Source organism: Pseudomonas sp. GR 6-02, from assembly GCF_001655615.1.
GTDB lineage: Bacteria > Pseudomonadota > Gammaproteobacteria > Pseudomonadales > Pseudomonadaceae > Aquipseudomonas.
The window spans coordinates 5,520,430-5,541,668 of the sequence record NZ_CP011567.1 but is presented as its reverse complement, the minus strand read 5'-3'; the positions used below and the strand labels follow the sequence as shown (position 1 = coordinate 5,541,668).

The 21,239-nt window shown below is 59.2% G+C and carries 18 protein-coding genes and 4 tRNA genes; 11 read left to right on the top strand and 11 right to left on the bottom strand.

Features of this window, described 5'->3' with window-relative positions:
• Positions 1-15 precede the first annotated feature (15 nt).
• The 4 genes from PGR6_RS24505 to PGR6_RS24490 form a co-directional block, all read right to left on the bottom strand.
• Entirely contained in the window at positions 16-1,362 is a 1,347-nt protein-coding gene (locus PGR6_RS24505; protein WP_064620439.1) for a sigma-54-dependent transcriptional regulator, read from the bottom strand.
• Entirely contained in the window at positions 1,359-2,948 is a 1,590-nt protein-coding gene (locus PGR6_RS24500) for a sensor histidine kinase (RefSeq protein WP_064620435.1), read from the bottom strand. The genes PGR6_RS24505 and PGR6_RS24500 overlap by 4 nt, the downstream gene beginning before the upstream one ends.
• On the bottom strand, positions 2,938-3,171 hold the full coding sequence (locus PGR6_RS24495; protein WP_064620433.1) for a PP0621 family protein: 234 nt from the start codon (positions 3,169-3,171) through the stop codon (positions 2,938-2,940). The genes PGR6_RS24500 and PGR6_RS24495 overlap by 11 nt, the downstream gene beginning before the upstream one ends.
• Positions 3,172-3,307: 136 nt before the next feature.
• Positions 3,308-4,324 carry an outer membrane protein assembly factor BamD gene (locus tag PGR6_RS24490; RefSeq protein ID WP_064620430.1) on the bottom strand — a complete coding sequence of 339 codons (1,017 nt, stop codon included), beginning with the start codon at positions 4,322-4,324 and terminating at the stop codon, positions 3,308-3,310.
• A 151-nt stretch (positions 4,325-4,475) separates the two neighbouring features.
• On the opposite strand from PGR6_RS24490, the gene rluD reads away from it, so the two are divergent.
• The 8 genes from rluD (at position 4,476) to PGR6_RS24450 (ending at position 11,342) form a co-directional block, all read left to right on the top strand.
• Positions 4,476-5,438, top strand: a complete 963-nt coding sequence (rluD, locus tag PGR6_RS24485) for a 23S rRNA pseudouridine(1911/1915/1917) synthase RluD (RefSeq protein ID WP_007901932.1) — start codon at positions 4,476-4,478, stop codon at positions 5,436-5,438.
• Positions 5,435-6,157, top strand: a complete 723-nt coding sequence (pgeF, locus tag PGR6_RS24480) for a peptidoglycan editing factor PgeF (protein ID WP_064620427.1) — start codon at positions 5,435-5,437, stop codon at positions 6,155-6,157. The genes rluD and pgeF overlap by 4 nt, the downstream gene beginning before the upstream one ends.
• Before the next feature lie 130 nt (positions 6,158-6,287).
• Entirely contained in the window at positions 6,288-8,852 is a 2,565-nt protein-coding gene (gene clpB / locus PGR6_RS24475; protein WP_018925901.1) for an ATP-dependent chaperone ClpB, read from the top strand.
• 299 nt (positions 8,853-9,151) lie between these two features.
• A tRNA-Asn gene (locus tag PGR6_RS24470) sits at positions 9,152-9,227 on the top strand.
• Between the two features lie 9 nt (positions 9,228-9,236).
• A tRNA-Pro gene (locus tag PGR6_RS24465) sits at positions 9,237-9,313 on the top strand.
• A gap of 5 nt (positions 9,314-9,318) precedes the next feature.
• A tRNA-Lys gene (locus PGR6_RS24460) sits at positions 9,319-9,394 on the top strand.
• A gap of 95 nt (positions 9,395-9,489) precedes the next feature.
• Positions 9,490-9,566, top strand: a tRNA-Pro gene (locus PGR6_RS24455).
• A 150-nt stretch (positions 9,567-9,716) separates the two neighbouring features.
• Positions 9,717-11,342 carry a methyl-accepting chemotaxis protein gene (locus PGR6_RS24450; RefSeq protein ID WP_064620424.1) on the top strand — a complete coding sequence of 542 codons (1,626 nt, stop codon included), beginning with the start codon at positions 9,717-9,719 and terminating at the stop codon, positions 11,340-11,342.
• Between the two features lie 62 nt (positions 11,343-11,404).
• On the opposite strand, the gene PGR6_RS24445 is transcribed toward PGR6_RS24450, so the two are convergent.
• The 6 genes from PGR6_RS24445 to PGR6_RS24420 form a co-directional block, all read right to left on the bottom strand.
• Positions 11,405-11,806, bottom strand: a complete 402-nt coding sequence (locus tag PGR6_RS24445; protein ID WP_064620421.1) for an HvfA family oxazolone/thioamide-modified RiPP metallophore — start codon at positions 11,804-11,806, stop codon at positions 11,405-11,407.
• Between the two features lie 339 nt (positions 11,807-12,145).
• Complete coding sequence (locus PGR6_RS24440) at positions 12,146-13,444, bottom strand: NAD(P)/FAD-dependent oxidoreductase (RefSeq protein ID WP_064620418.1); 1,299 nt, start codon at positions 13,442-13,444, stop codon at positions 12,146-12,148.
• 60 nt (positions 13,445-13,504) lie between these two features.
• Complete coding sequence (locus PGR6_RS24435; protein WP_007938396.1) at positions 13,505-13,678, bottom strand: DUF3094 domain-containing protein; 174 nt, start codon at positions 13,676-13,678, stop codon at positions 13,505-13,507.
• A 161-nt stretch (positions 13,679-13,839) separates the two neighbouring features.
• Positions 13,840-14,466: a DUF1780 domain-containing protein gene (locus PGR6_RS24430; protein WP_007938395.1), complete on the bottom strand. Its 627-nt coding sequence runs from the start codon at positions 14,464-14,466 to the stop codon at positions 13,840-13,842.
• Between the two features lie 110 nt (positions 14,467-14,576).
• Positions 14,577-15,026 carry a potassium channel family protein gene (locus tag PGR6_RS24425; RefSeq protein ID WP_064620409.1) on the bottom strand — a complete coding sequence of 150 codons (450 nt, stop codon included), beginning with the start codon at positions 15,024-15,026 and terminating at the stop codon, positions 14,577-14,579.
• A 22-nt stretch (positions 15,027-15,048) separates the two neighbouring features.
• Complete coding sequence (locus PGR6_RS24420; RefSeq protein WP_064620406.1) at positions 15,049-16,152, bottom strand: AI-2E family transporter; 1,104 nt, start codon at positions 16,150-16,152, stop codon at positions 15,049-15,051.
• Positions 16,153-16,400: 248 nt separating this feature from the next.
• Between PGR6_RS24420 and PGR6_RS24415 the strand changes: the two genes are divergently transcribed.
• Genes PGR6_RS24415 through PGR6_RS24405 form a run of 3 tightly spaced genes read left to right on the top strand, consistent with a single transcriptional unit; the run spans position 16,401 to position 20,271 of the window.
• Positions 16,401-17,768 carry an aromatic acid/H+ symport family MFS transporter gene (locus PGR6_RS24415; protein WP_064620403.1) on the top strand — a complete coding sequence of 456 codons (1,368 nt, stop codon included), beginning with the start codon at positions 16,401-16,403 and terminating at the stop codon, positions 17,766-17,768.
• Positions 17,765-18,985: a benzoate/H(+) symporter BenE family transporter gene (locus PGR6_RS24410; protein ID WP_064620400.1), complete on the top strand. Its 1,221-nt coding sequence runs from the start codon at positions 17,765-17,767 to the stop codon at positions 18,983-18,985. The genes PGR6_RS24415 and PGR6_RS24410 overlap by 4 nt, the downstream gene beginning before the upstream one ends.
• Positions 18,986-19,002: 17 nt before the next feature.
• The gene (locus PGR6_RS24405; protein ID WP_064620397.1) at positions 19,003-20,271 is read left to right on the top strand and encodes an OprD family porin; all 1,269 of its coding nucleotides are present in this window, start codon (positions 19,003-19,005) and stop codon (positions 20,269-20,271) included.
• A 9-nt stretch (positions 20,272-20,280) separates the two neighbouring features.
• On the opposite strand, the gene PGR6_RS24400 is transcribed toward PGR6_RS24405, so the two are convergent.
• Complete coding sequence (locus PGR6_RS24400; RefSeq protein WP_018930181.1) at positions 20,281-20,523, bottom strand: DUF2790 domain-containing protein; 243 nt, start codon at positions 20,521-20,523, stop codon at positions 20,281-20,283.
• Positions 20,524-21,239 lie beyond the last annotated feature (716 nt).

Here is a 21,239-nt window from a genome sequence, read left to right as displayed (position 1 = left end):
AGAGCTGTTAACGGTTCAATCCAGCCCCAATTTCTTCAGCCTGTAACGCATCGACCGAAATGACAGATTCAATCGCTGGGCCGCCGCCGTGCGGTTCCAGCGGGTTTCTTCCAGGGCCTGGAGGATGAGTTTGCGTTCGACGTTTTCCAGATAGGCTTCCAGATTATCGATCTGTGTCAGGTCTGGCACGCCGCCGTCCGGGTTGCAGTTGCCTTCTGCCAGGCGCAGGTCGCTGGCTTCGATCTGTTTGTTCTCGCACAAGGTGTGAGCCCGTTCGAGCATGTTCTCCAATTCCCGCACGTTTCCAGGAAAGCGATAGTTTTTCAGCGCTTCGAGGGCTTGTGGGTGGAGTTTTGCGGGGGGCTGGCCAGTGCTGGCCGCCAGTCGCTTGAGCATATTGTTGGCCAGAAGCTCAATGTCGTCGCGGCGTTCGCGCAAGGACGGTACTCGCAGCTCGATCACGTTCAGGCGGTAGTACAAGTCCTGGCGAAAGCGTTCGGCGGCGACTTCGGCATCGAGGTCTTTGTGAGTGGCGCAGAGGATGCGCACATCGACCACGGTTTCCTGCTGGCCACCGATGCTGCGAACGGCTTTCTCCTGTATGGCCCGCAGCAGTTTGACCTGCATTGCCAGCGGTAGGTCAGCCACTTCGTCGAGGAACAAAGTACCGCCCTGGGCTGCCTGGAACAGCCCGGGCTTGTCTTCGATGGCGCCGCTGAAACTGCCTTTGCGATGGCCGAAAAACTCGCTTTCCATCAATTCCGACGGGATTGCCCCACAGTTCACCGGGACGAACGGTCGGCTGGCGCGTGGGCCTTGGTCGTGGATAAGTCGGGCGACCAGTTCCTTGCCGCTGCCGGATTCGCCACTGATGTAGACCGGGGCTTGGCTGCGGGCCAGTTTGTCGATTTGTTTGCGCAGGTTGCGCATGGGCAGCGAGTCGCCCAGCAGCCGACGGTCGATGCCGCTGCTGGTGCCGCCTGGCGCTGGCAAGCTCAGGGCGCTGATGACCAGTTCGCGCAGGCGGGTGAGGTCGACCGGTTTGGTCAGGAAGTCGAAGGCGCCGGCCTTGAGGGCATTTATTGCTGTCTCCAGGCTGCCGTAGGCGGTGATCATCGCCACCGGCACTTGCGCATAGCGCTGCTGGATGTGCTGCACCAGCGCCAGACCGGTGCCGTCAGGCAGGCGCATGTCGGTCAGGCACAGGTCGAACGTATCCCGTGCCAGTAGCGCCTGCGCTTCTGCGAGGTTGCGTGCGCTGGAGGTGTCGAGTTTCATCCGTCCCAGGGTGATTTCCAGGAGTTCGCGGATATCCGGCTCGTCGTCGACGATGAGGATTTTTTGCCGTGGGCTCGTGTTCAACTTTGTTTCCGTCCGTGAGCAAAGGTGATGCGAAAGCAGCCGCCGCCTTGGCGTGATTTGAAGTCTAGGCGGGCTTGATTGCTTTCGCACAGCTCACGGGACAGATAAAGCCCCAGGCCAGTACCCTGGCTGCTGGTGGTGAAGAACGGTTCGAACAAGTGAGTACGTTGGTCCGGTGCAACGCCAGGGCCATCGTCCAGGACTTCCAGGGTCGGCAACTGGCTGTCCGGGTCGATAAACAACTCAAGCCAGGCCTGCGCCCGATCATGCTTGAGGGCGCTATGGCGCCAGGCATTGCGCAACAGGTTATCGAGAATCTGGGTCAGCTGATCCGGATCCATCAGGGTTTTGAAGTCTCCCAAGCCGATGCGCAGGTGAATCTGCTGATGTTCTTTCGAGCCTTCGCGGGTTTCGGCGACGAAATGCTCCAGCCACGGCTTCAAATCGAGCCGTTGCGGCACGGTTTGCTGGCGACGGGACAATTGCAGGACGTTTTCGATTACCCGATTCATGCGCTGAGATTGGTCTTGAATAATCTGGGTCAGACGCCGGTCCGCACCGTTCAGTTCCTCGGATTCCTGCAGTAACTGCGCGGCATGACTAATGGCGCCCAGTGGATTGCGGATCTCATGGGCAATCCCGGCGGTCAGGCGACCGAGGGCGGCGAGTTTCAGTTGTTGGGCCTGTTGGGCGATTTGGGCGAGGTCTTCGAGAAAAACCAGCGTCTGGTGGTGCGGGCTTTGGTCCAGGGCAATGAAGCTTGGTTGCAGCTCGAGGCCGTTGCTGGCGATCTGCAGGCTTTGCGGGCGCAACGTTGGATTGTTGAGCCACAGTTGGAGCCGCTCGACCAACGGTATCGAGTAATCGTCGATCAACTGGCCGTCCAGTTTTTCCTGCCCCAGCAAGGTCAAGGCGCTGTGATTGGCCAGTTGCACCCGCCGCTGGTTGTCGAGCACCAGAATGCCTGTGCGCATGCGTTGCAGGATCAGTGCGTTGAGGGCTTCGAGACCGAGCACTTCACTGGCCCGCTGTTCGGCCAGGGTTTCGCTGACCTCCAATCGTCGGGTCAATCCCTGCACCAGCAGCGCCGCGGCAAAACACAGGGCGCCGAGGGTGCCGATTTGCAGGTAATCACTGGGGCTGGCGGGGTGGTTGAAGCTCAGGATGAAGCTCAAACCCACGATGCCAAGGGCACCGACCGCTGCGATCAGCAGACCGACACGCCCGCGCAGCAAGGTATTGCTGATGGCTACTGAGACGATCAGCAAATTGCCGATGGCACTGGCCATGCCGCCCGCGGCATAGAACAGGCCGCACAGCAGCAGGACATCGACCAGCGCCAGGCCGAACAGCTGCGCGGGGCGTCGGGTGTTCCCCAGAAAGACCACCAGCAGGATATTCAGCACCAGGTACAACCAGCTGCCGTTGCGCAGCAGGTCGTCATTGGCGAACTTCAGCAACTGGTTGTCCATGTTGCTGGAGATCAACAGCACCAGGGTGATGCCGACGCTTAAGCGGTAGAGGTGATAGAGGCGCAGCAGTCGCTGGGCCTGTTTGTTGCCTGGGCTGGGCGTCTCAGCGATCACTTGAGCCCGGGCCTTGCTCAAGGTGAGCCTGGCTGCAATACCACTGTTGTTCGAGTTTCAACGCGCGGTCGCGGGGCAGGTGTACGCCGCAATGAGCACAGCGAACCATGGGCGGAGCATCTTGCTCGCGCGGCATATTGGCGACCGACGTCGGGCCCTTGAACTTGCGCCAGAACCATATGGCAGCGGCAATCAGGGCGATCCAGAACAATAGACGAAGCATGGTGAGCTGCTTTTTGATTAATGAGTTGGCAGTTTAGCCAAGGACGGGTCAAGCGCACAGCGCAATACGTTCACCCAAAAATCCGGCAATAAAAAAGGCGCCTCGAAAGGCGCCTTCCCGGTACAACATCTCTATGTCAGTCGAACAGGCCGAAGGTCATGTGGCTGAACCAGGAACGGTCGGTGTTGCTGGACTCGGGTTCCGGTTCTTCGATCACATCGCCGTTTTCATCTTTAGGCTTGAGCTCGTTCGGAATCGCGTCCTTGGCATCCTGGAACTGCTTCTGCACGTCCTGGTTGGCGCGGGTTTCGCCCGGCGGCAGTGGCGGACGGGATTCGATCAGGCCCAGGGTGGCCTTGCTCAGCCACGAACGGTTGTCGGCTTCGGCTACCGATGGCACGAACTGACCGTCCACCAGGCTCGGGTGGTTCGGGTAGTTGAGTTTCAGGGTTTCGAGACTGGTCGCAGCCAGTTCGTCCAGGTGCAGGCGCTGGTAGGCTTCGGTCATCACCGCCAGGCCGTCACCGACCGATGGGGTTTCCTGGAAGTTTTCCACTACATAACGGCCACGGTTGGCGGCGGCAACGTAGGCCTGACGGGTCAGGTAGTAGTCGGCAACGTGGATTTCATAGGCCGCCAGCAGGTTGCGCAGGTAAATCATGCGCTGCTTGGCGTCCGGCGCGTAGCGGCTGTTCGGGTAGCGGCTGGTCAGCTGGGCGAACTCGTTGTAGGAGTCGCGGGCAGCGCCCGGGTCACGCTTGGTCATGTCCAGTGGCAGGAAGCGCGCCAGCATGCCGACGTCCTGGTCAAAAGAGGTCAGACCCTTGAGGTAGTAGGCGTAATCGACGTTCGGGTGCTGCGGGTGCAGACGAATGAATCGCTCGGCGGCGGACTTCGCAGCCTCAGGCTCGGAGTTCTTGTAGTTGGCGTAGATGAGCTCGAGTTGAGCCTGATCGGCATAGCGACCGAACGGATAACGCGACTCCAGGGCCTTCAGCTTGGCTGTGGCGGCGGTGTAGCTATTGTTGTCCAGATCGTGCTGAGCCTGCTGGTACAGCTCGACTTCGCTCAGGTTTTCGTCTACGACTTCCTTCGATGAGCAAGCAGCGGTCAATGCGAGGATGGCGATCAGCAGCAGGTGTTTCACTTGCATGGCGGCTTGCGTCCCTATGACGGCCGCTGTCTTGGGCGGGGCCGTCCTGTTATGATGAGTGCCCCGTTGAAAAGCCTCGGGGCAAAAGACGCCGTATTTAACCACAAGCGCGCAGCCGAAACCAAAGGCTGTGCCGACGCCTAGTCTGAGCATGTCCGATAAAATTGAACTTCGCGCAGAGGTGCCGTCCGAATTGGGCGGCCAACGCCTCGATCAAGTCGCCGCACAATTATTCGCTGAGCACTCGCGCTCGCGCCTTTCCGCCTGGATCAAAGACGGCCGCCTGACTGTGGATGGGGCGGTTATCCGCCCGCGAGACATCGTTCACGGTGGCGCCATTCTTGAATTGACTGCCGAGCAGGAAGCTCAGGGCGAATGGATCGCTCAAGACATCGAGCTGGACATCGTCTATGAAGACGACGACATCCTGGTGATCAACAAGCCTGCGGGCCTGGTGGTGCATCCGGCCGCCGGTCACGCCGACGGCACCTTGCTCAACGCCTTGCTGCACCACGTGCCGGACATCATCAATGTGCCCCGCGCCGGTATCGTGCATCGCCTGGACAAGGACACCACCGGTCTGATGGTGGTGGCCAAGACCATTCAGGCGCAGACACAGCTGGTCACTCAATTGCAGAGCCGCAGTGTCAGCCGGATCTATGAGTGCATCGTAATCGGTGTGGTGACGGCCGGCGGCAAGATCAACGCACCGATCGGTCGTCACGGCCAGCAGCGCCAGCGCATGGCGGTGATGGAAGGTGGCAAGCAAGCCGTCAGTCACTACCGCGTGCTCGAGCGTTTCCGCTCCCACACTCATGTGCGAGTGAAGCTGGAAACCGGTCGTACGCACCAGATTCGCGTGCACATGGCGCACATCAACTACCCGTTGGTCGGAGATCCTGCCTACGGCGGTCGTTTCCGTATTCCACCGGCCGCCAGCGTGACCATGGTCGAATCCCTGAAGAATTTCCCGCGTCAGGCGCTGCATGCACGGTTCCTGGAGCTGGATCATCCGACCACCGGTAAACGCATGAGCTGGGAATCGCCACTGCCGGATGACTTCGTCTGGTTGCTGTCGCTGCTCAAGCAAGACCGCGAGGCGTTCATCGGATGACCTGGCTGACGCCTGACTGGCCCGCGCCGGCCAGCGTCAAAGCCTGCGTTACCACCCGTGCGGGCGGCGTCAGTCTGGCGCCGTTCGACAGCCTCAACCTCGGCGATCACGTTGACGACAGCCCTGAAGCCGTCGCCGAAAACCGCCGTCGTCTCACCGATCGTTTCTCGATTCAGCCGGCCTGGCTGCAACAGGTTCACGGCATTGTCGTGACCCAAGCGGACCCAAACCTGGTAGCCACTGCCGACGCCAGCTGGACGGCAACACCCGGTATCGCTTGCACAGCGATGACCGCCGACTGCCTTCCTGCGCTGTTTTGCGACCGTGCCGGCACCCGCGTCGCTGCCGCCCATGCCGGTTGGCGCGGGCTGGCGGCGGGTGTGCTGGAAGCGACCCTCGACAGTCTGGCTGTACCGCCCGAAGACGTACTGGTCTGGCTCGGCCCGGCCATTGGCCCTCAAGCCTTTGAAGTCGGCCCGGAAGTGCGCGAAACCTTCGTCCAGCAATTGCCTGAAGCCGCCAAAGCCTTCGTGCCGAGCCAGAATGCCGGCAAGTTCATGGCCGACATCTATGAACTGGCGCGTTTGCGTCTGGCCGCTCGCGGTGTCACCGCTGTTTATGGCGGTGGTTTCTGCACAGTGACCGATCCACGTTTCTTTTCTTACCGCCGCAGTCCTCGCACCGGCCGGTTTGCCTCCCTGATCTGGCTCGAACGCTAGACTTCTCTGATCTACATCAACTGCACGACGCTTGAATCTCCCAGAATCGACCACATCTATAGCGGTATCTGGCAGGTTTCTTTATTCGGGATGTTTATAGGTCCGGCCTGCTCAAAAGGAAGGTGAACCCATGCGTATAGACCGTTTAACCAGCAAGCTGCAGTTAGCCCTGTCCGACGCCCAGTCCCTGGCTGTCGGCCTCGATCATCCGGCCATTGAACCGGCGCACTTGATGCAGGCCATGCTTGAACAGCAGGGCGGTTCGATCAAACCCCTGCTGATGCAGGTGGGTTTCGACGTCAACAGCCTGCGTAAAGAGCTGACCAAAGCGCTCGATCAGTTGCCGAAAATCCAGAACCCGACCGGTGACGTGAACATGTCGCAGGATCTGGCACGCCTGCTCAATCAGGCCGATCGCCTGGCCCAGCAGAAGGGTGACCAATTCATCTCCAGCGAACTGGTGCTGCTCGCCGCGATGGACGAGAACAGCAAGCTCGGCAAATTGCTGCTCGGCCAGGGCGTGAGCAAAAAGGCGCTGGAAAACGCGATCAACAATCTGCGTGGCGGTGAGGCGGTCAATGACGCGAACCAGGAAGAATCACGCCAGGCGCTGGATAAATACACCATCGACCTGACCAAGCGCGCTGAAGAGGGCAAGCTCGATCCGGTGATCGGCCGTGACGATGAAATTCGCCGCACCATTCAGGTTCTGCAACGCCGCACCAAGAACAACCCGGTGCTGATCGGTGAACCTGGCGTGGGTAAAACCGCCATCGCCGAAGGCCTGGCTCAGCGCATCATCAACGGTGAGGTGCCGGACGGTCTCAAAGGCAGGCGCCTTTTGTCCCTGGACATGGGGGCATTGATTGCCGGCGCCAAATACCGCGGCGAGTTCGAAGAACGCCTCAAGTCCCTGCTCAATGAACTGTCGAAGCAGGAAGGGCAGATCATTCTGTTCATCGACGAATTGCACACCATGGTCGGCGCCGGCAAGGGCGAAGGCTCGATGGACGCGGGCAACATGCTCAAACCGGCATTGGCTCGCGGTGAGCTGCATTGCGTCGGTGCGACCACGCTCAACGAGTACCGTCAATATATAGAGAAGGACGCGGCCCTCGAGCGGCGCTTCCAGAAGGTCTTGGTGGACGAGCCGAGCGAAGAAGACACCATCGCCATCCTGCGTGGTCTGAAAGAGCGCTACGAAGTTCACCACAAGGTGGCAATCACCGACGGTGCAATCATCGCCGCGGCCAAGCTCAGCCATCGCTACATCACGGACCGCCAGTTGCCGGACAAGGCCATCGACCTGATCGACGAAGCCGCCAGCCGCATCCGCATGGAAATCGATTCCAAGCCGGAAGTGCTGGACCGTCTGGAGCGTCGCCTGATTCAGCTGAAGGTGGAATCCCAGGCGCTGAAGAAAGAAAGCGACGACGCGGCGAAGAAACGTCTGGAAAAATTGCAGGAAGAAATCGCCCGTCACGAGCGTGAGTATTCGGATCTCGAAGAGATCTGGAACTCGGAAAAAGCCGAGGTCCAGGGTTCGGCACAGATCCAGCAGAAAATCGAACAGTCCCGTCAGGAACTGGAAGCTGCGCGCCGTAAAGGCGATCTGAACCGCATGGCCGAGCTGCAATACGGGGTGATCCCGGACCTGGAGCGCAGCCTGCAGATGGTCGACCAGCACGGCAAAAGCGAAAACCAGTTGTTGCGCAGCAAGGTGACTGAAGAAGAGATCGCTGAAGTCGTGTCGAAATGGACCGGCATCCCCGTGGCGAAAATGCTCGAGGGCGAGCGCGAAAAACTGATGAAGATGGAAAGCCTGTTGCACCAACGTGTGATCGGTCAGGACGAAGCAGTGATCGCCGTCTCCAACGCAGTGCGGCGTTCCCGTGCCGGGTTGTCCGATCCGAATCGCCCGAGCGGTTCGTTCATGTTCCTCGGCCCGACCGGTGTCGGTAAAACCGAGTTGTGCAAGGCGCTGGCCGAGTTCCTCTTTGATACTGAAGAGGCGATGGTACGGATCGACATGTCCGAGTTCATGGAGAAGCATTCCGTGGCTCGTCTGATCGGCGCGCCACCGGGCTACGTGGGCTATGAGGAGGGCGGTTACCTGACCGAGGCGGTGCGTCGCAAGCCTTATTCAGTGATCCTGCTGGATGAGGTCGAGAAGGCCCACCCGGATGTGTTCAACATCTTGCTGCAAGTGCTCGAAGATGGCCGTTTGACTGACAGCCATGGCCGCACGGTGGATTTCAAAAATACCGTGATCGTCATGACCTCCAACCTGGGCTCGGTACAGATCCAGGAACTGATAGGGGATCGCGAAGCGCAGCGTGCAGCGGTGATGGATGCGATTTCCACGCACTTCCGGCCGGAGTTCATCAACCGGGTCGACGAAGTGGTGATCTTCGAGCCACTGGCTCGGGATCAGATCGCGGGCATTACCGAGATCCAGTTGGGTCGCCTGCGTAGCCGTCTGACCGAGCGCGAGCTGAAGCTTGAGCTGAGTCCGGAAGCGATGGATAAGCTGATCGCCGTCGGTTACGACCCGGTCTATGGCGCACGGCCGCTCAAACGGGCGATCCAGCGCTGGATCGAGAACCCGCTGGCACAGCTGATTCTATCGGGTCGTTTCATGCCCGGAGAGACCGCCAAAGGTGTGGTGGAGCACGACGAAATCGTCTTTGTCTGATCCCCAGTGGCAACAAAATGAAAGAGGCCTCGCATTGCGAGGCCTTTTTTTCGATAGGCTGTTGAACTCAAAGGAAAATGCTTGTAAAGTGCGCCCCGCAGTAAGTCACCCCGAGAGGGTTTCTGCTCCCCAAGCAGGAATCTGAAATAAGTTGCAAATCATTAACTTGAAAGCAATTTAGGGGGTTGACAGAGGTGCTTAAGATTGTAGAATAGCGCGCCTCAGACACACGAACGCAGCGATGCGAACGGGTCGAAGAGGTGAAGCAAGCTTCACAGTTGTAAATTGAAATATGTAGTTCCGTGATAGCTCAGTCGGTAGAGCAAATGACTGTTAATCATTGGGTCCCAGGTTCGAGTCCTGGTCACGGAGCCAATTTCAAACCGGGGTATAGCGCAGTCCGGTAGCGCGCCTGCTTTGGGAGCAGGATGTCAGGAGTTCGAATCCCCTTACCCCGACCATTTTTGGGTCGTTAGCTCAGTTGGTAGAGCAGTTGGCTTTTAACCAATTGGTCGTAGGTTCGAATCCCACACGACCCACCATTTTTGAAACCAGTTAACGCTGGGATCGAATCTTAAGATCAGACGCCAAAAGCTCTGTTCGCAGAAGGCGCCTTTCAAAGGTGCCTTTTTTTTACCGGGGTATAGCGCAGTCCGGTAGCGCGCCTGCTTTGGGAGCAGGATGTCAGGAGTTCGAATCCCCTTACCCCGACCATATTAAAAATCCTCGTATCGAAAGATATGGGGATTTTTTTTGTCTGCGAAAAAGCAGATCGCTTCAAGTCATCGTACAACTTGCCGATAACGAGCTAACGGGGCACGGACAGGGCCTCGACTCCAGCCAATAAAAACAAAGGCGCTCGTTATGTTTCTTCGTCAGCTGAATATTGCCCCTCGCGCCGCGCTGGGTTTTGCCTTGATCGCGGTACTGGTGGCATTGCTCGGGGTATTTGCACTGGGGCAGATGTCGAGCATTCGCGACAGCGAGGTGGCGGTGGAGGCCCAATGGTTGCCGAGCATTCGCGGCGGTGACGAGATCCGCGAGCTCATGTTGCGCATCCGTACCATTTCCCTGCGCATGGCCTTGGATCAAGATCCGAAGAACATCGCCACTTACCGCAGCCAAATGGACACGCGCGACAAGGAATTGAGCGAGAAAATTGCCGCTTATGACAAATTGGTCACCACCCCTGAGGGCCAGGAGTTGTATGACCAGTTCAAAAAAACCTTCGCCGCCTACGGCAGCGGCATCGCCCAATCCTTCACCCTCGCTGAGCAAGGGAGGCGTGACGAGCTGACCAAACTACTTCTGGTCGACATGAAGACTGTTGTCGACGGTTCGGGCAAACAGCTCAACGATCTGGCGGAACTGTTCACCCGGCTAGTGGCCGCCGAGAGCCGGAAATCCCAAGAGCACTATGCCACCTCCCGGATGATCGTCAGCCTGTTTATTGCCCTCGCGGCGCTGGCCACGGTCGGCCTTGCGATGCTGTTGACCCGTAGCATCGTCAAACCCTTGGCAGAGGCGTTGAACGCTGCGGAGAACGTGGCACGAGGCGATCTGACCCGCCCCATCGAGACCCATGGCAACGACGAAGTGAGCCGCTTGCTCAAGGCGCTGGCGACCATGCAACACAACCTGCGTGACACCTTGCAGGGCATCAGCGGTTCGGCGGCGCAATTGGCGACGGCAGCCGATGAATTGAACGCGGTCACCCTCGACAGCACCCAGAATCTGCAACAGCAGAACAACGAGATCGAACAAGCGGCGACAGCCGTCACCGAAATGACCACCGCGGTGGAGGAGGTCGCACGCAACGCGGTTTCTACCTCTGACGCCACGCGCCAATCCAGTGAGTCGGCACACGTTGGCCATCAGCGAGTGAGCGAAACCGTGAGTGCCATCAGCGCCCTTGCCAGCGACGTGCAGACGACGGGCGGCTTGGTGCAGTCGCTGGCCAACCAGTCTCAGGACATCGGCAAGGTGCTGGATGTGATTCGTGCCATTGCCGAACAGACCAATTTGCTCGCCCTCAACGCGGCCATCGAAGCGGCGCGTGCGGGCGAAAGTGGTCGAGGTTTCGCGGTGGTTGCCGACGAAGTGCGTGCCCTGGCGTACCGCACGCAACAGTCGACTCAGGAAATCGAACAAATGGTTCAGGGCATGCGTACTGGCTCAACCCAGGCGCTGGACTCCATGCAAGCCAGCTCCTCGCGGGCAGCCAGCACCCTGGCGTTGGCGGAGCATGCTGGCGAAGCGCTGCAGACCATCACCGCTTCGGTTCACCAGATCCACGAACGCAACCTGGTGATCGCCAGCGCCGCCGAGGAGCAGGCGCAAGTGGCGCGTGAAGTTGATCGCAACCTGGTGAACATTCGCGATTTGTCGGTACGCTCCGCTGCTGGCGCCGATCAGACTAGCGCCTCCAGCCATGAGCTGTCGCAGTTGGCCAATTCGTTACGGACCATGGTGCAGCGGTTTCAGTTGTAAATCCGCCGGACGAAAAAAAGCCCCGCTCCTCGATGGAGAAGCAGGGCCTGGTCTTCATTGGCTTAGCTGTTGTCTTTCAGGTGCTCGAACAAGCCTTTTGGCATTTGTTTGCCATTGGCTTCGTAGCTGGCTTTCACATTGTCGAAAGCCTCTTGTTCCGAGATTTGACCATCGTGGTTGGTGTCGATCTTGTCGAAGTCGCCCTTGGGCGCCACTTTCAGGAACTCCGCACGGGACACCTGACCATCGCCATCGGTGTCGGTCTTGGCCATCGAGGCATCGCCGCACTTGCCTTCGCCACATTTGCCTTCTGGGGTTTTTACCGAAGTTTCGGCGGAGGCGACCATGTAGCCCTGGGTCAGTGGCTGCGCGGCGAATACGGAACCGGACAACATCAGGCCGCCGGCCAGGACGGCACCGAGCAGGCCAACGGTGCTTTTGCTGAGAGTAGTGGTACGGGACATTACAAATCTCCTGGGTTGCACGACACAACCGTTCGATAAAGGACGCCACGCAAGTGCGGCGATGACCGAAGCAGGCGGTGCCTTGCTCGGGTGTGGCCATTTAGCGGGCGCGGTGTATCGCTACTGTGTCGTGCAAGGAGGGAGTTTGTAAGCGAAGGGGTGAAATCGTGGGGCAGATACAGTGAGACACAGAAGTGTTCACGGGGTAGACCGAGGCGCCTGCATCGCGGGCAAGCCACGCTCCCACAGTTAATCTTTGTTGGCCGCATATTTGCGTACGACGCAGATCCTGTGGGAGCGTGGCTTGCCCGCGATGAGGCCCTGACAGACGCCGAAAATTTAGTGCAACTTGAGCCGCGGCTCGGTCCCACGCCCAATCTTGCTACCCAGCATCAACATCGCCGTACGGAACGCGCCATACAGCGCCATCTGGTGCATGCGGTACAGCGACACGTAAAACATCCGCGCCAGCCAGCCCTCGAGCATCACGCTGCCGGTCAGGTTGCCCATCAAGTTACCCACAGCCGAAAAACGCGACAGCGAAATCAGCGAGCCATAGTCGGTGTATTTGTATTCCGGCAGGGCCTTGCCTTCGATCCGTAGTTTCAGCGATTTGGCCAGTAACGAAGCCTGTTGGTGGGCCGCCTGGGCGCGCGGCGGCACATTGCGGTCGCTGCCCGGTTGCGGGCAGGCCGCGCAGTCACCGAAGGCGAAGATGTTCTCGTCGCGGCTGGTTTGCAGGGTCGGCAGCACTTGCAGCTGGTTGATGCGGTTGGTTTCCAGGCCATCGATGTCCTTGAGGAAACCCGGCGCACGAATCCCGGCGGCCCAGACTTTGAGGCTGGCGTTGATTACCTGGCCGTCGGCGGTAATCAGGCTGTCGGCGGTCACTTCGCTGACCGCGGCATTGGTCATGACGTTGACCCCGAGTTTCTCCAGGGTTTTATGCACAGGCCCGCCGATCCGCTCCGGCAGCGCCGGGAGAACCCGTGGTCCGGCTTCGATCAGGGTGATGTGCATGTTTTCCGGTTTGATCCGGTCCAGGCCATAAGCCGCCAGTTCATGGGCGGCGTTGTGCAGTTCCGCTGCCAGTTCGACCCCGGTGGCACCGGCGCCGACGATGGCCACGCTGATCTGTTGCACGGTGTCGGTCTGTCCGGCGTGCGCGCGCAGGTAGTGATTGAGCAGTTGCTGATGGAAGCGCTCGGCCTGCTTGCGGGTGTCGAGGAACAGGCAGTGTTGCGCCGCGCCTTGAGTACCGAAGTCGTTGGTGGTGCTGCCGACAGCAATCACCAGCGAGTCGTAAGGCACTTCGCGCGCGGGTACCAGTTCAAGGCCAGCATCGTCGTAGGTGGCGGCCAGCTGGATTTTCTTCTGTGTGCGATCGAGCCCGCTCATGCGCCCCAGCTGGAACTCGAAATGGTTCCATTTTGCCTGGGCAACATAGTTGAGTTCGTCTTCGGAAGAGTTGAGCGATCCAGCGGCCACTTCGTGCAACAGCGGTTTCCAGATGTGGGTCAGGTTCGCGTCGACCAGCATCACACTGGCCATGCCGCGCTTGCCCAGAGTCTTACCCAGACGGGTAGCCAACTCCAGACCGCCGGCGCCGCCGCCAACGATGACAATACGATGAGTCATGGGGATATCTCGCAAGGCTAAAAGAAATCTGTACCGTTACCCGAGCGAGCGCAAGGCAGCTCATAGCGTCAGGTAACTGATAAGTCGGCTCAACAGGCCTAAACCAATGGTCACTGCCAACACCACCACCAGGAGCATCCACGGCCGGAAAGGCCGGCGCTCGACTTGGTGCTGGGACAGGTGCAGGTACTCTTCGACATGCTTCTGGTCGTCGGGGTTCAGGCGGCTGGTCATAAAGGCCTCGTCGGGTAGACGTTGCTGAATGTGCAGACGTTACAGCAGATTGTCTGCAAGCGTTGAACGGTGCATGTGGTTCGGGTGAACGATTGCGCTTTGTAACATTCGGCCAGTGATTGCGCCATCCTGTGCAGGGTTGCCGCTATATGTGGCGGGACTCACAAGCTGATCCCGACATCGAAGACGATGCTGCGTCCCAGGTTGCTGCGCAGGAAATCCGGGGCATCCGGGTGGGCGAAGAGTACGCGGGCGAAGGTCGGGCCGACCAGCGACAACGAGCGCCAGCCCTGGCGCAGGTATTCGGTGGGCGGCGGGAAGTGGCTGTTGAGGTCCAGCACTTCGCGCTTGAGGCTGGCGAAGGCGATGATGTCCAGATCCCCCAGGTCCATGCCGCGCTCTTTGTAGTTGTGGGCTTTTTTGCGCAAGGTTGGCGCCAGTCTCAGCAGAAATTCATTAGCCGGGATGCGCCGGGGCTTGGCCTCGCGGCGCACCAGTTGGCTCAGGGAGAACGCGCTGCGCCGACGTTGCAGCTCATCACGCCATTCATCATTGAGGCGCCGGCCCTCGTCGAGCACGAAGAACACCTCGAAATTCGCGTCGCGAAACAGCACGTCCGGCGGCTCTCCGGCGGGGGCAAACTCGTCGGCGCGATAGGGAATGTTCAGACCTTGCAGCAGGCGCTGGCAAACCCAACGCTCACGCTCCCATTTGCGGGCATTGGAAAGGAACGTGTTGGCTTGCTCGGCCGCAATGGTCAGCAGGCGTAAATAATCTGAGTCATCCATAGGCCCAAGCTTAGCGTTCAAATGTGATCTGAATAATAAAGTCTGTCGCAAAAGAAAAAAGGCTGTCGCGATTTCTTCAGATAGAACCTTACCTGCTTTTTCTGACGTACCTATAGGTGTTCGTGCTGTTGTAGCCTTTCCATGCTGTGTTTGATGACATCCATCACCGCAGCGGTCATGACTGAGGTAGAGACACCAAACATCAGGATGCCGTTGGCTGCTTCCAGTGGGCCAAGCAGACGCCAGCGTGGGGACATGATGATATCGCCATAGCCCAGCGTGGCGAAGTTGACTGCCGAGTGATAGAGCGCAGTGGCGAATTCGTCGAATTCGTCGAGCAACATGAACAGGGTGGCCCAGATGGCGATCTGCACGAAATTGCCGAGCAACATCAGCACCATGACCATCGACAGCAACAGGATATTCAGCCATTGCGATTCACGATTTGGATGGGTATGCCTGAAATGCACGTAATGGCGCAAACAGATAGTTATGAAAACGGCTTGCATCAGCAGGCAGAACAGCATCACAGGGAGACCGGCGAGTAGATTCAACAGCATGGCGATATCCTCGGCAGACGTGTCAGGTCGGTCCCTGGCGGTCTGTCCCGGGTTCTTGCGCTTGATCGTCCACCCATTGCCAGAACAGCCGATAACCGACCGCCAATATCACAGGGCCGATAAACAGGCCGAGGATACCGCTCGTGACCATGCCGCCCAAGGCACCGATCAGCACCACCGGCATTGGCACATCGACGCCTCGACCTAGCAGCAACGGCTTGAGGACGTTATCGACCAGGCCCGCAACGAAGACATAGATGGCAAACACAATGGTCGCCGTGCTGGCACCTTCGTTCGCGAAGACGTAGACGATGACCGGAAGGGTAATCAGGGTGGCCGGTAATTGCATGATGCCAATAAGCAGCACCGCCAAGGCGAGAAGACCTGCGCCGGGGATGCCCATGGACACAAAGCCGATGCCGATCAACAGCATCTGGATGAAGGCGATGCCGACCACGCCCAACGCCACTGCCCGGATGGTCGCGGTGCACAGCTCGGTGATTTTCGGTCCCTTGACCGGGCCGCAGAAGCGCGAAGCGATTTGCACTGCGCTGCGGTGGCCACTTTCACCATAGGCTAAAAAAATACCGGCAATAATCAGGGCAAAGATAAATAAAAGGAGCCCCATGCCGGCCCCCGCCAGCTTGCTCAGCAGGGAGAGGCTGACATCTTTGATTTGCGGTATGAACTTCTGTAGCAGGTCGGGCAGGTTGGTGACAGCTTGTGTCCATAAGCCATGAAGGGGTTTGCCCACAAGTGGCCAGCCGGCCACCGCGTCGGACGGAGGGGGGATATGGAAACTGTCACTTTTGACCATGCTTATCGCCCGTTCCACGGAGTCTGCAATCGAGGTTCCCAACAAATAGGCAGGCACCATAAGGATGCAGATGGCGATCAGCACAATCAGCGTCGCGCTGAGCCCATCCTTGTTTCCCAGCGCGCCTTTGAACCTGACTTGTGACGGGTAGAGGGTGATTGCCAGAATTATCGACCACAGCATCAGATCGAGGAATGGACTGAATATCTGGAAGCAGAAAACCACCAGAACGGCGATCAACCCGGCACGAATCAGTACATCGAGCAGACCTCGGGAAAAAGCCTTTTCGGAAATGGGCGTGGGAACCATCGATTTTTCCTCCTATAGGAGCAAAGGCATGAGCCGGGTAAATCCAGCATAGACGTGCTCCTCGCCACAGGTTTCTCTGATTCAAGACCCTCTTTCCCCGCCCAACGCCCGGTTCCGGGCGGTGCACAAAACGGATAGCGATCTGCGCAAAGCGGATATTGCCCCGTGCCTGGCGACTTTACCCTCGGCTGTACGGACGTTAGCCGCGTTACCGACTCTTAAAAAAACAACAACAAGAGATAGATGCCATGCGCAAGATTGACGTACATGAGGTTATCGACAAGGCACGATTCAACCGCTTTCACTGGATGGTGCTGTTCTGGTGTGCCCTGATCATCATTTTCGACGGTTACGATTTGGTGATCTACGGCGTGGTGTTGCCGATGCTGATGAAAGAGTGGGGGCTCAGTCCTCTGCAAGCCGGCGCACTGGGAAGTTATGCACTGTTTGGAATGATGTTCGGCGCGCTGTTTTTCGGCCCGCTGTCAGACAAGATCGGTCGTAAAAAAGCCATCACCCTGTGCGTGATGCTGTTCAGCGGTTTTACCGTGCTCAACGGTTTTGCCAGTAATCCCACCGAGTTTGGCCTCTGTCGGTTCATTGCCGGGCTGGGCATTGGCGGGGTGATGCCCAACGTCGTGGCGCTGATGAACGAATACGCGCCGAAGAAAATCCGCAGCACGTTGGTGGCGATCATGTTCAGCGGCTACTCGGTGGGCGGCATGCTCTCGGCGGGGCTCGGCATCGTGCTGATCCCAAGTTTCGGTTGGCAGTCGGTGTTTTACGTGGCGGTGCTGCCGTTGCTGCTGTTGCCGTTGATCATGTACTTCCTGCCTGAATCGGTGGGCTTCATGCTGCGTCAGGGGCGCAATGAAGAGGCGCGCAACATTCTCCAGCGAGTCGATCCGGCATACATCACGCAAACCGGCGATCAGCTGCACATGAGCGAAGTGAAGGGCAGCGGCACCCCGGTGTTGCAGTTGTTTCGTGAGGGGCGGGCGCTGCGCACGCTGATGCTGTGGCTGGCTTTTTTCTGCTGCTTGCTGATGGTCTACGCCTTGAGTTCCTGGCTGCCGAAACTGATGGCCAACGCCGGTTACAGCCTGGGCTCGAGCCTGTCGTTCCTGCTGGTACTCAACTTCGGCGCCATTTTTGGCGCGGTCGGCGGCGGTGTGCTGGGTGACAAACTCAACCTGCCGCGCGTGTTGGCGGTGTTCTTCGCCGGTGCAGCCGTATCGATCACCTTGCTTGGCTTCAACAGCCCGATGCCGGTGTTATACCTGCTGATCGCCATCGCTGGCGCCACCACCATCGGCTCGCAGATTCTGCTGTACGCCTGCGCCGCGCAGTTCTACTCCATGGCCATTCGCTCCACTGGTTTGGGCTGGGCGTCGGGCATCGGCCGCAACGGCGCCATCGTCGGCCCGCTGCTGGGCGGTGCCTTGCTGGGGATCAGCCTACCGCTGCAACTGAACTTCATGGCGTTTGCCTTGCCTGGTGCGGTGGCCGCTATCGCCATGACCGTGTTCGCGATCAGCAGTCAGCGCAGTGTCAAACAAGCGCTGTCGGGCCTGCGCCATGGTTCGCCTGACGGGTCTGTCGGCGACGTTTCATGAAAGCGTTATTCCGGGATTTTTCCTTGTCGGCTGCCGTCGCCGGATTTATCGCGACGGTGATTTCCTACGCGGGCCCCCTGGTGATCATCTTTCAAGCCGCCGAAACCGCGCACCTCTCGCGAGAAGTGCTGTCGTCGTGGGTCTGGGCGATTTCCATCGGCAGCGCCGTGCTCGGCATCGGTTTGAGCTTGCGTTACCGGGTGCCGGTGATCATCGCGTGGTCGGCGCCGGGCTCGGCGTTGCTGGTGGCGCTGTTGCCGGGAATATCCATGCCCGAAGCGGTGGGCGCGTACCTGGTCAGCAGCCTGATTATCTTTCTGGTCGGGGTGTCGGGGGCATTTGACCGGATCATCGGCAAACTGCCCGCGGCGATTGCGGCGGCGATGCTGGCAGGGATTCTGTTCAGTTTCGGCACCGGGTTGTTCGTCTCGTTGCAAGGCAAGCCGCAGCTGGTGCTGGCGATGTTTGCCACGTACCTGATCTGCAAACGGGTGATGCCGCGTTATGCGGTGTTGATGGTGCTGCTGGTGGGCTGTTCCATCGCGTTTCTCGCCGGTGATTTGCACCGCGAAGCGCTGGTGATCGGTTTGGCCACGCCAGTGTGGATCACGCCTGCGTTCAGTTTGAGCGCGACGCTGAATATCGCCTTGCCGCTGGTGATGGTGGCGCTGACCGGCCAGTTTGTCCCCGGCATGGCGGTGCTGCGCGCCAGCGGCTACTCAACGCCCGCCGGCCCGATCATCGCCAGCAGTGCGTTGGGCACTGCGCTGTTGGCGCCGTTCGGTTGTCACGGGCTGAATCTGGCGGCGATTACCGCCGCCATCTGTACCGGTCGCGAGGCCCATGAAAACCCGGGCAAACGCTATGTGGCCGGGGTGGTGGGCGGTCTCTGTTATTTGGTGCTGGGGATCTTCGGCGCCACGCTGGTTTCGTTGTTTTCGGCGTTCCCCAAAGAACTGATCGCGGCCTTGGCCGGGCTTGCGTTGTTCGCTGCGATAGCGGGGGCACTGGCTGGCGCAATGGCGGTGCCGAGTGATCGTGAAGCCGCATTGGTGACCTTTCTCTCCACCGCCTCGGGTATGTCGCTGTTTGGGTTGTCTGCCGCTTTCTGGGGACTGATTTTCGGCATGGTCACCCACTGGTTGTTAAACGCCCGGCGTCCCATCGCTCGCAGCGCAAATGCTGCGACTGAAGCACTTCAACCTGTCGATCAATAAAAATAAGAGAAAAAACGATGAAACAGATTTTTCCAACAACCGGGTCAGTGTTGTCCATCGCTGTCGTCTCGAGTTTCTCCACCGGTGCGGTGGCCGCCGAGGGCGGCTTCATCGAAGACAGCACCACCACCTTGCAAGCGCGCAATTACTACTTCAGCCGGGACTTCTCCGACATCGTCGGGGCCAATACACAGTCGAAGGCCGAAGAGTGGGCACAGGGCTTCATTCTCAACGTCAAATCCGGTTATACCCAGGGGCCTGTCGGTTTTGGTGTGGATGTCATTGGCCTGCTCGGCCTCAAACTCGACAGCAGCCCGGACCGGGTCAATACCGGTTTGCTGCCGGTGCGCAATGATGGACGCGCGGCGAATGAATACAGTCGTCTGGGGGGCGCGCTGAAGGTGCGTTACTCCAAGACCGAATTGAAGGTGGGGGAGCTGCAACCCAACCTGCCGGTGCTGGCCTTCAGCGATATCCGTCTGCTGCCGCCCAGTTATCAGGGCGCAAGCATCAGCTCCAATGAGATCGATGGCCTGACCTTACAGGGCGGTCATTTGAGTTCGACCAGCCTGCGCAACGAGGCTGGCGATGAAAAGATGCAAGCCATGCTCGGTCATGTACCCCAGCGTCAGGTCAGCAGCGATGGTTTCAACTTTGCCGGCGCCGACTACGCGTTCAATGATAAACGCAGCTCGGTCAGCGCCTGGTTCGGGCAATTGGAGGATATCTACAACCAGCGCTTTCTCGGCTTCAAGCACAGCGAGCCGTTGGGTGACTGGACCCTGGGCGCCAACCTTGGCTATTACGATTCGCGCGAGGACGGCAAAAAATTACTGGGCAACATCGACAACCAGGCGTTCTTCTCTTTGCTGTCGGCCAAGCGCGGCGGTCACACGTTTTATGTCGGCTATCAGGGTATGTTCGGCGACAGCGCCTTCCCGCGAGTGTTTGCCAACATCACTCCGTTGGGCAACGAGGTGCCGACCTACGAGTTTGCCTACGCCGACGAGCGTTCCTGGCAGGCGCGTTACGACTACGACTTCGCCGCCCTCGGCGTGCCGGGGCTGACCAGCACCGTGCGTTACATCACCGGCAATAACGTCGACACCGGCAAGGGGTTTGAAGGCAAGGACCGCGAGCGCGATCTGGACATCGGCTATGTGTTGCAAAGCGGCAGCCTCAAAGGCCTCGGGATCCGCGTGCGCAACGCCATGGCGCGCTCCAACTACCGCAGTGATATCGACGAGAACCGCCTGATTCTCAGCTACACATGGAAGTTGTTATGACCGGAGCGATCACAGATCGGTGGTGCAGTTGCCCATGACTTCGTACGTCACGCGATGGGTCTGGCCCTGATGGTCGATATATTCCATGGTCGCTGGCACGACTCCGCAGGCGGTTGCGGTGTCTGTCACTGAAACGACCTTGGCGATGTCCAGTGGCTGTGCCGGGTTGTACGGGGTGGCAGCGGCTGGCTCGTTGGCGGCCAGGGCCGAGGTGGCGGCGAGGGTCAGGAACAGGCTGGTCAGGGTTTTCATTTTTCTGTGCTCTGTGTGGGTTCCAGTGTCTGAATTTTAGTCTTTGCCTGTGGGGGATAAAGGGGGCTGGGTCTGATTCAGTCTTGCGGGAAATGTAACAATCGCTGTTGATTGTGTGCATATCCGTTGCTGCGGTAACGGCGGCTTAGGGTTCCGCCCTTACGGCGGGTCACTTTGGAAAAGCCGGAATGCCGGCCCAGCCCAAAGTAACCAAAGGGCTCTTGCCCCTTTCGTTCTGTGCCTCGCTTAGGCTCGGCATGCCCTCGCTCCGGTCCTGCTCCGTGGGCCCGCCGCCATCGGCCATCCATGCCGGGTTGCCCACTGCGCAGAACCTCCACTCGGCCTCTCGAGGGGGCGTGCACCGCCAAAGCAAAAGCGAGGCGGCCTACCGGCCGGCCTGACTTCAAGTGAACGCATTCCCCTGTAGGAGCTGCCGAAGGCTGCGATCTTTTGATCTTGCCGTTGCTTTGGTTTTTGATCTTGATCTATCCGCCCCTTTCCCAGAGGCCGAACGCAGGTATTGCGCAGGGGGCACCGCGGCAGGGATGCCGCGGTAGCCGCCCCCGGCCATGGATGGCCGATGGCGGCGGGCCCCCGGAGCAATGCCGGAGTGAGGGCATGCCGAGCCTAGGCGAGGCACCGAATGGAGGGGCAAAAGCGCTTTGGTTACTTTCGCGCTTTTCGAAAGTGACCCGCCGTAAGGGCGGAACCATAAG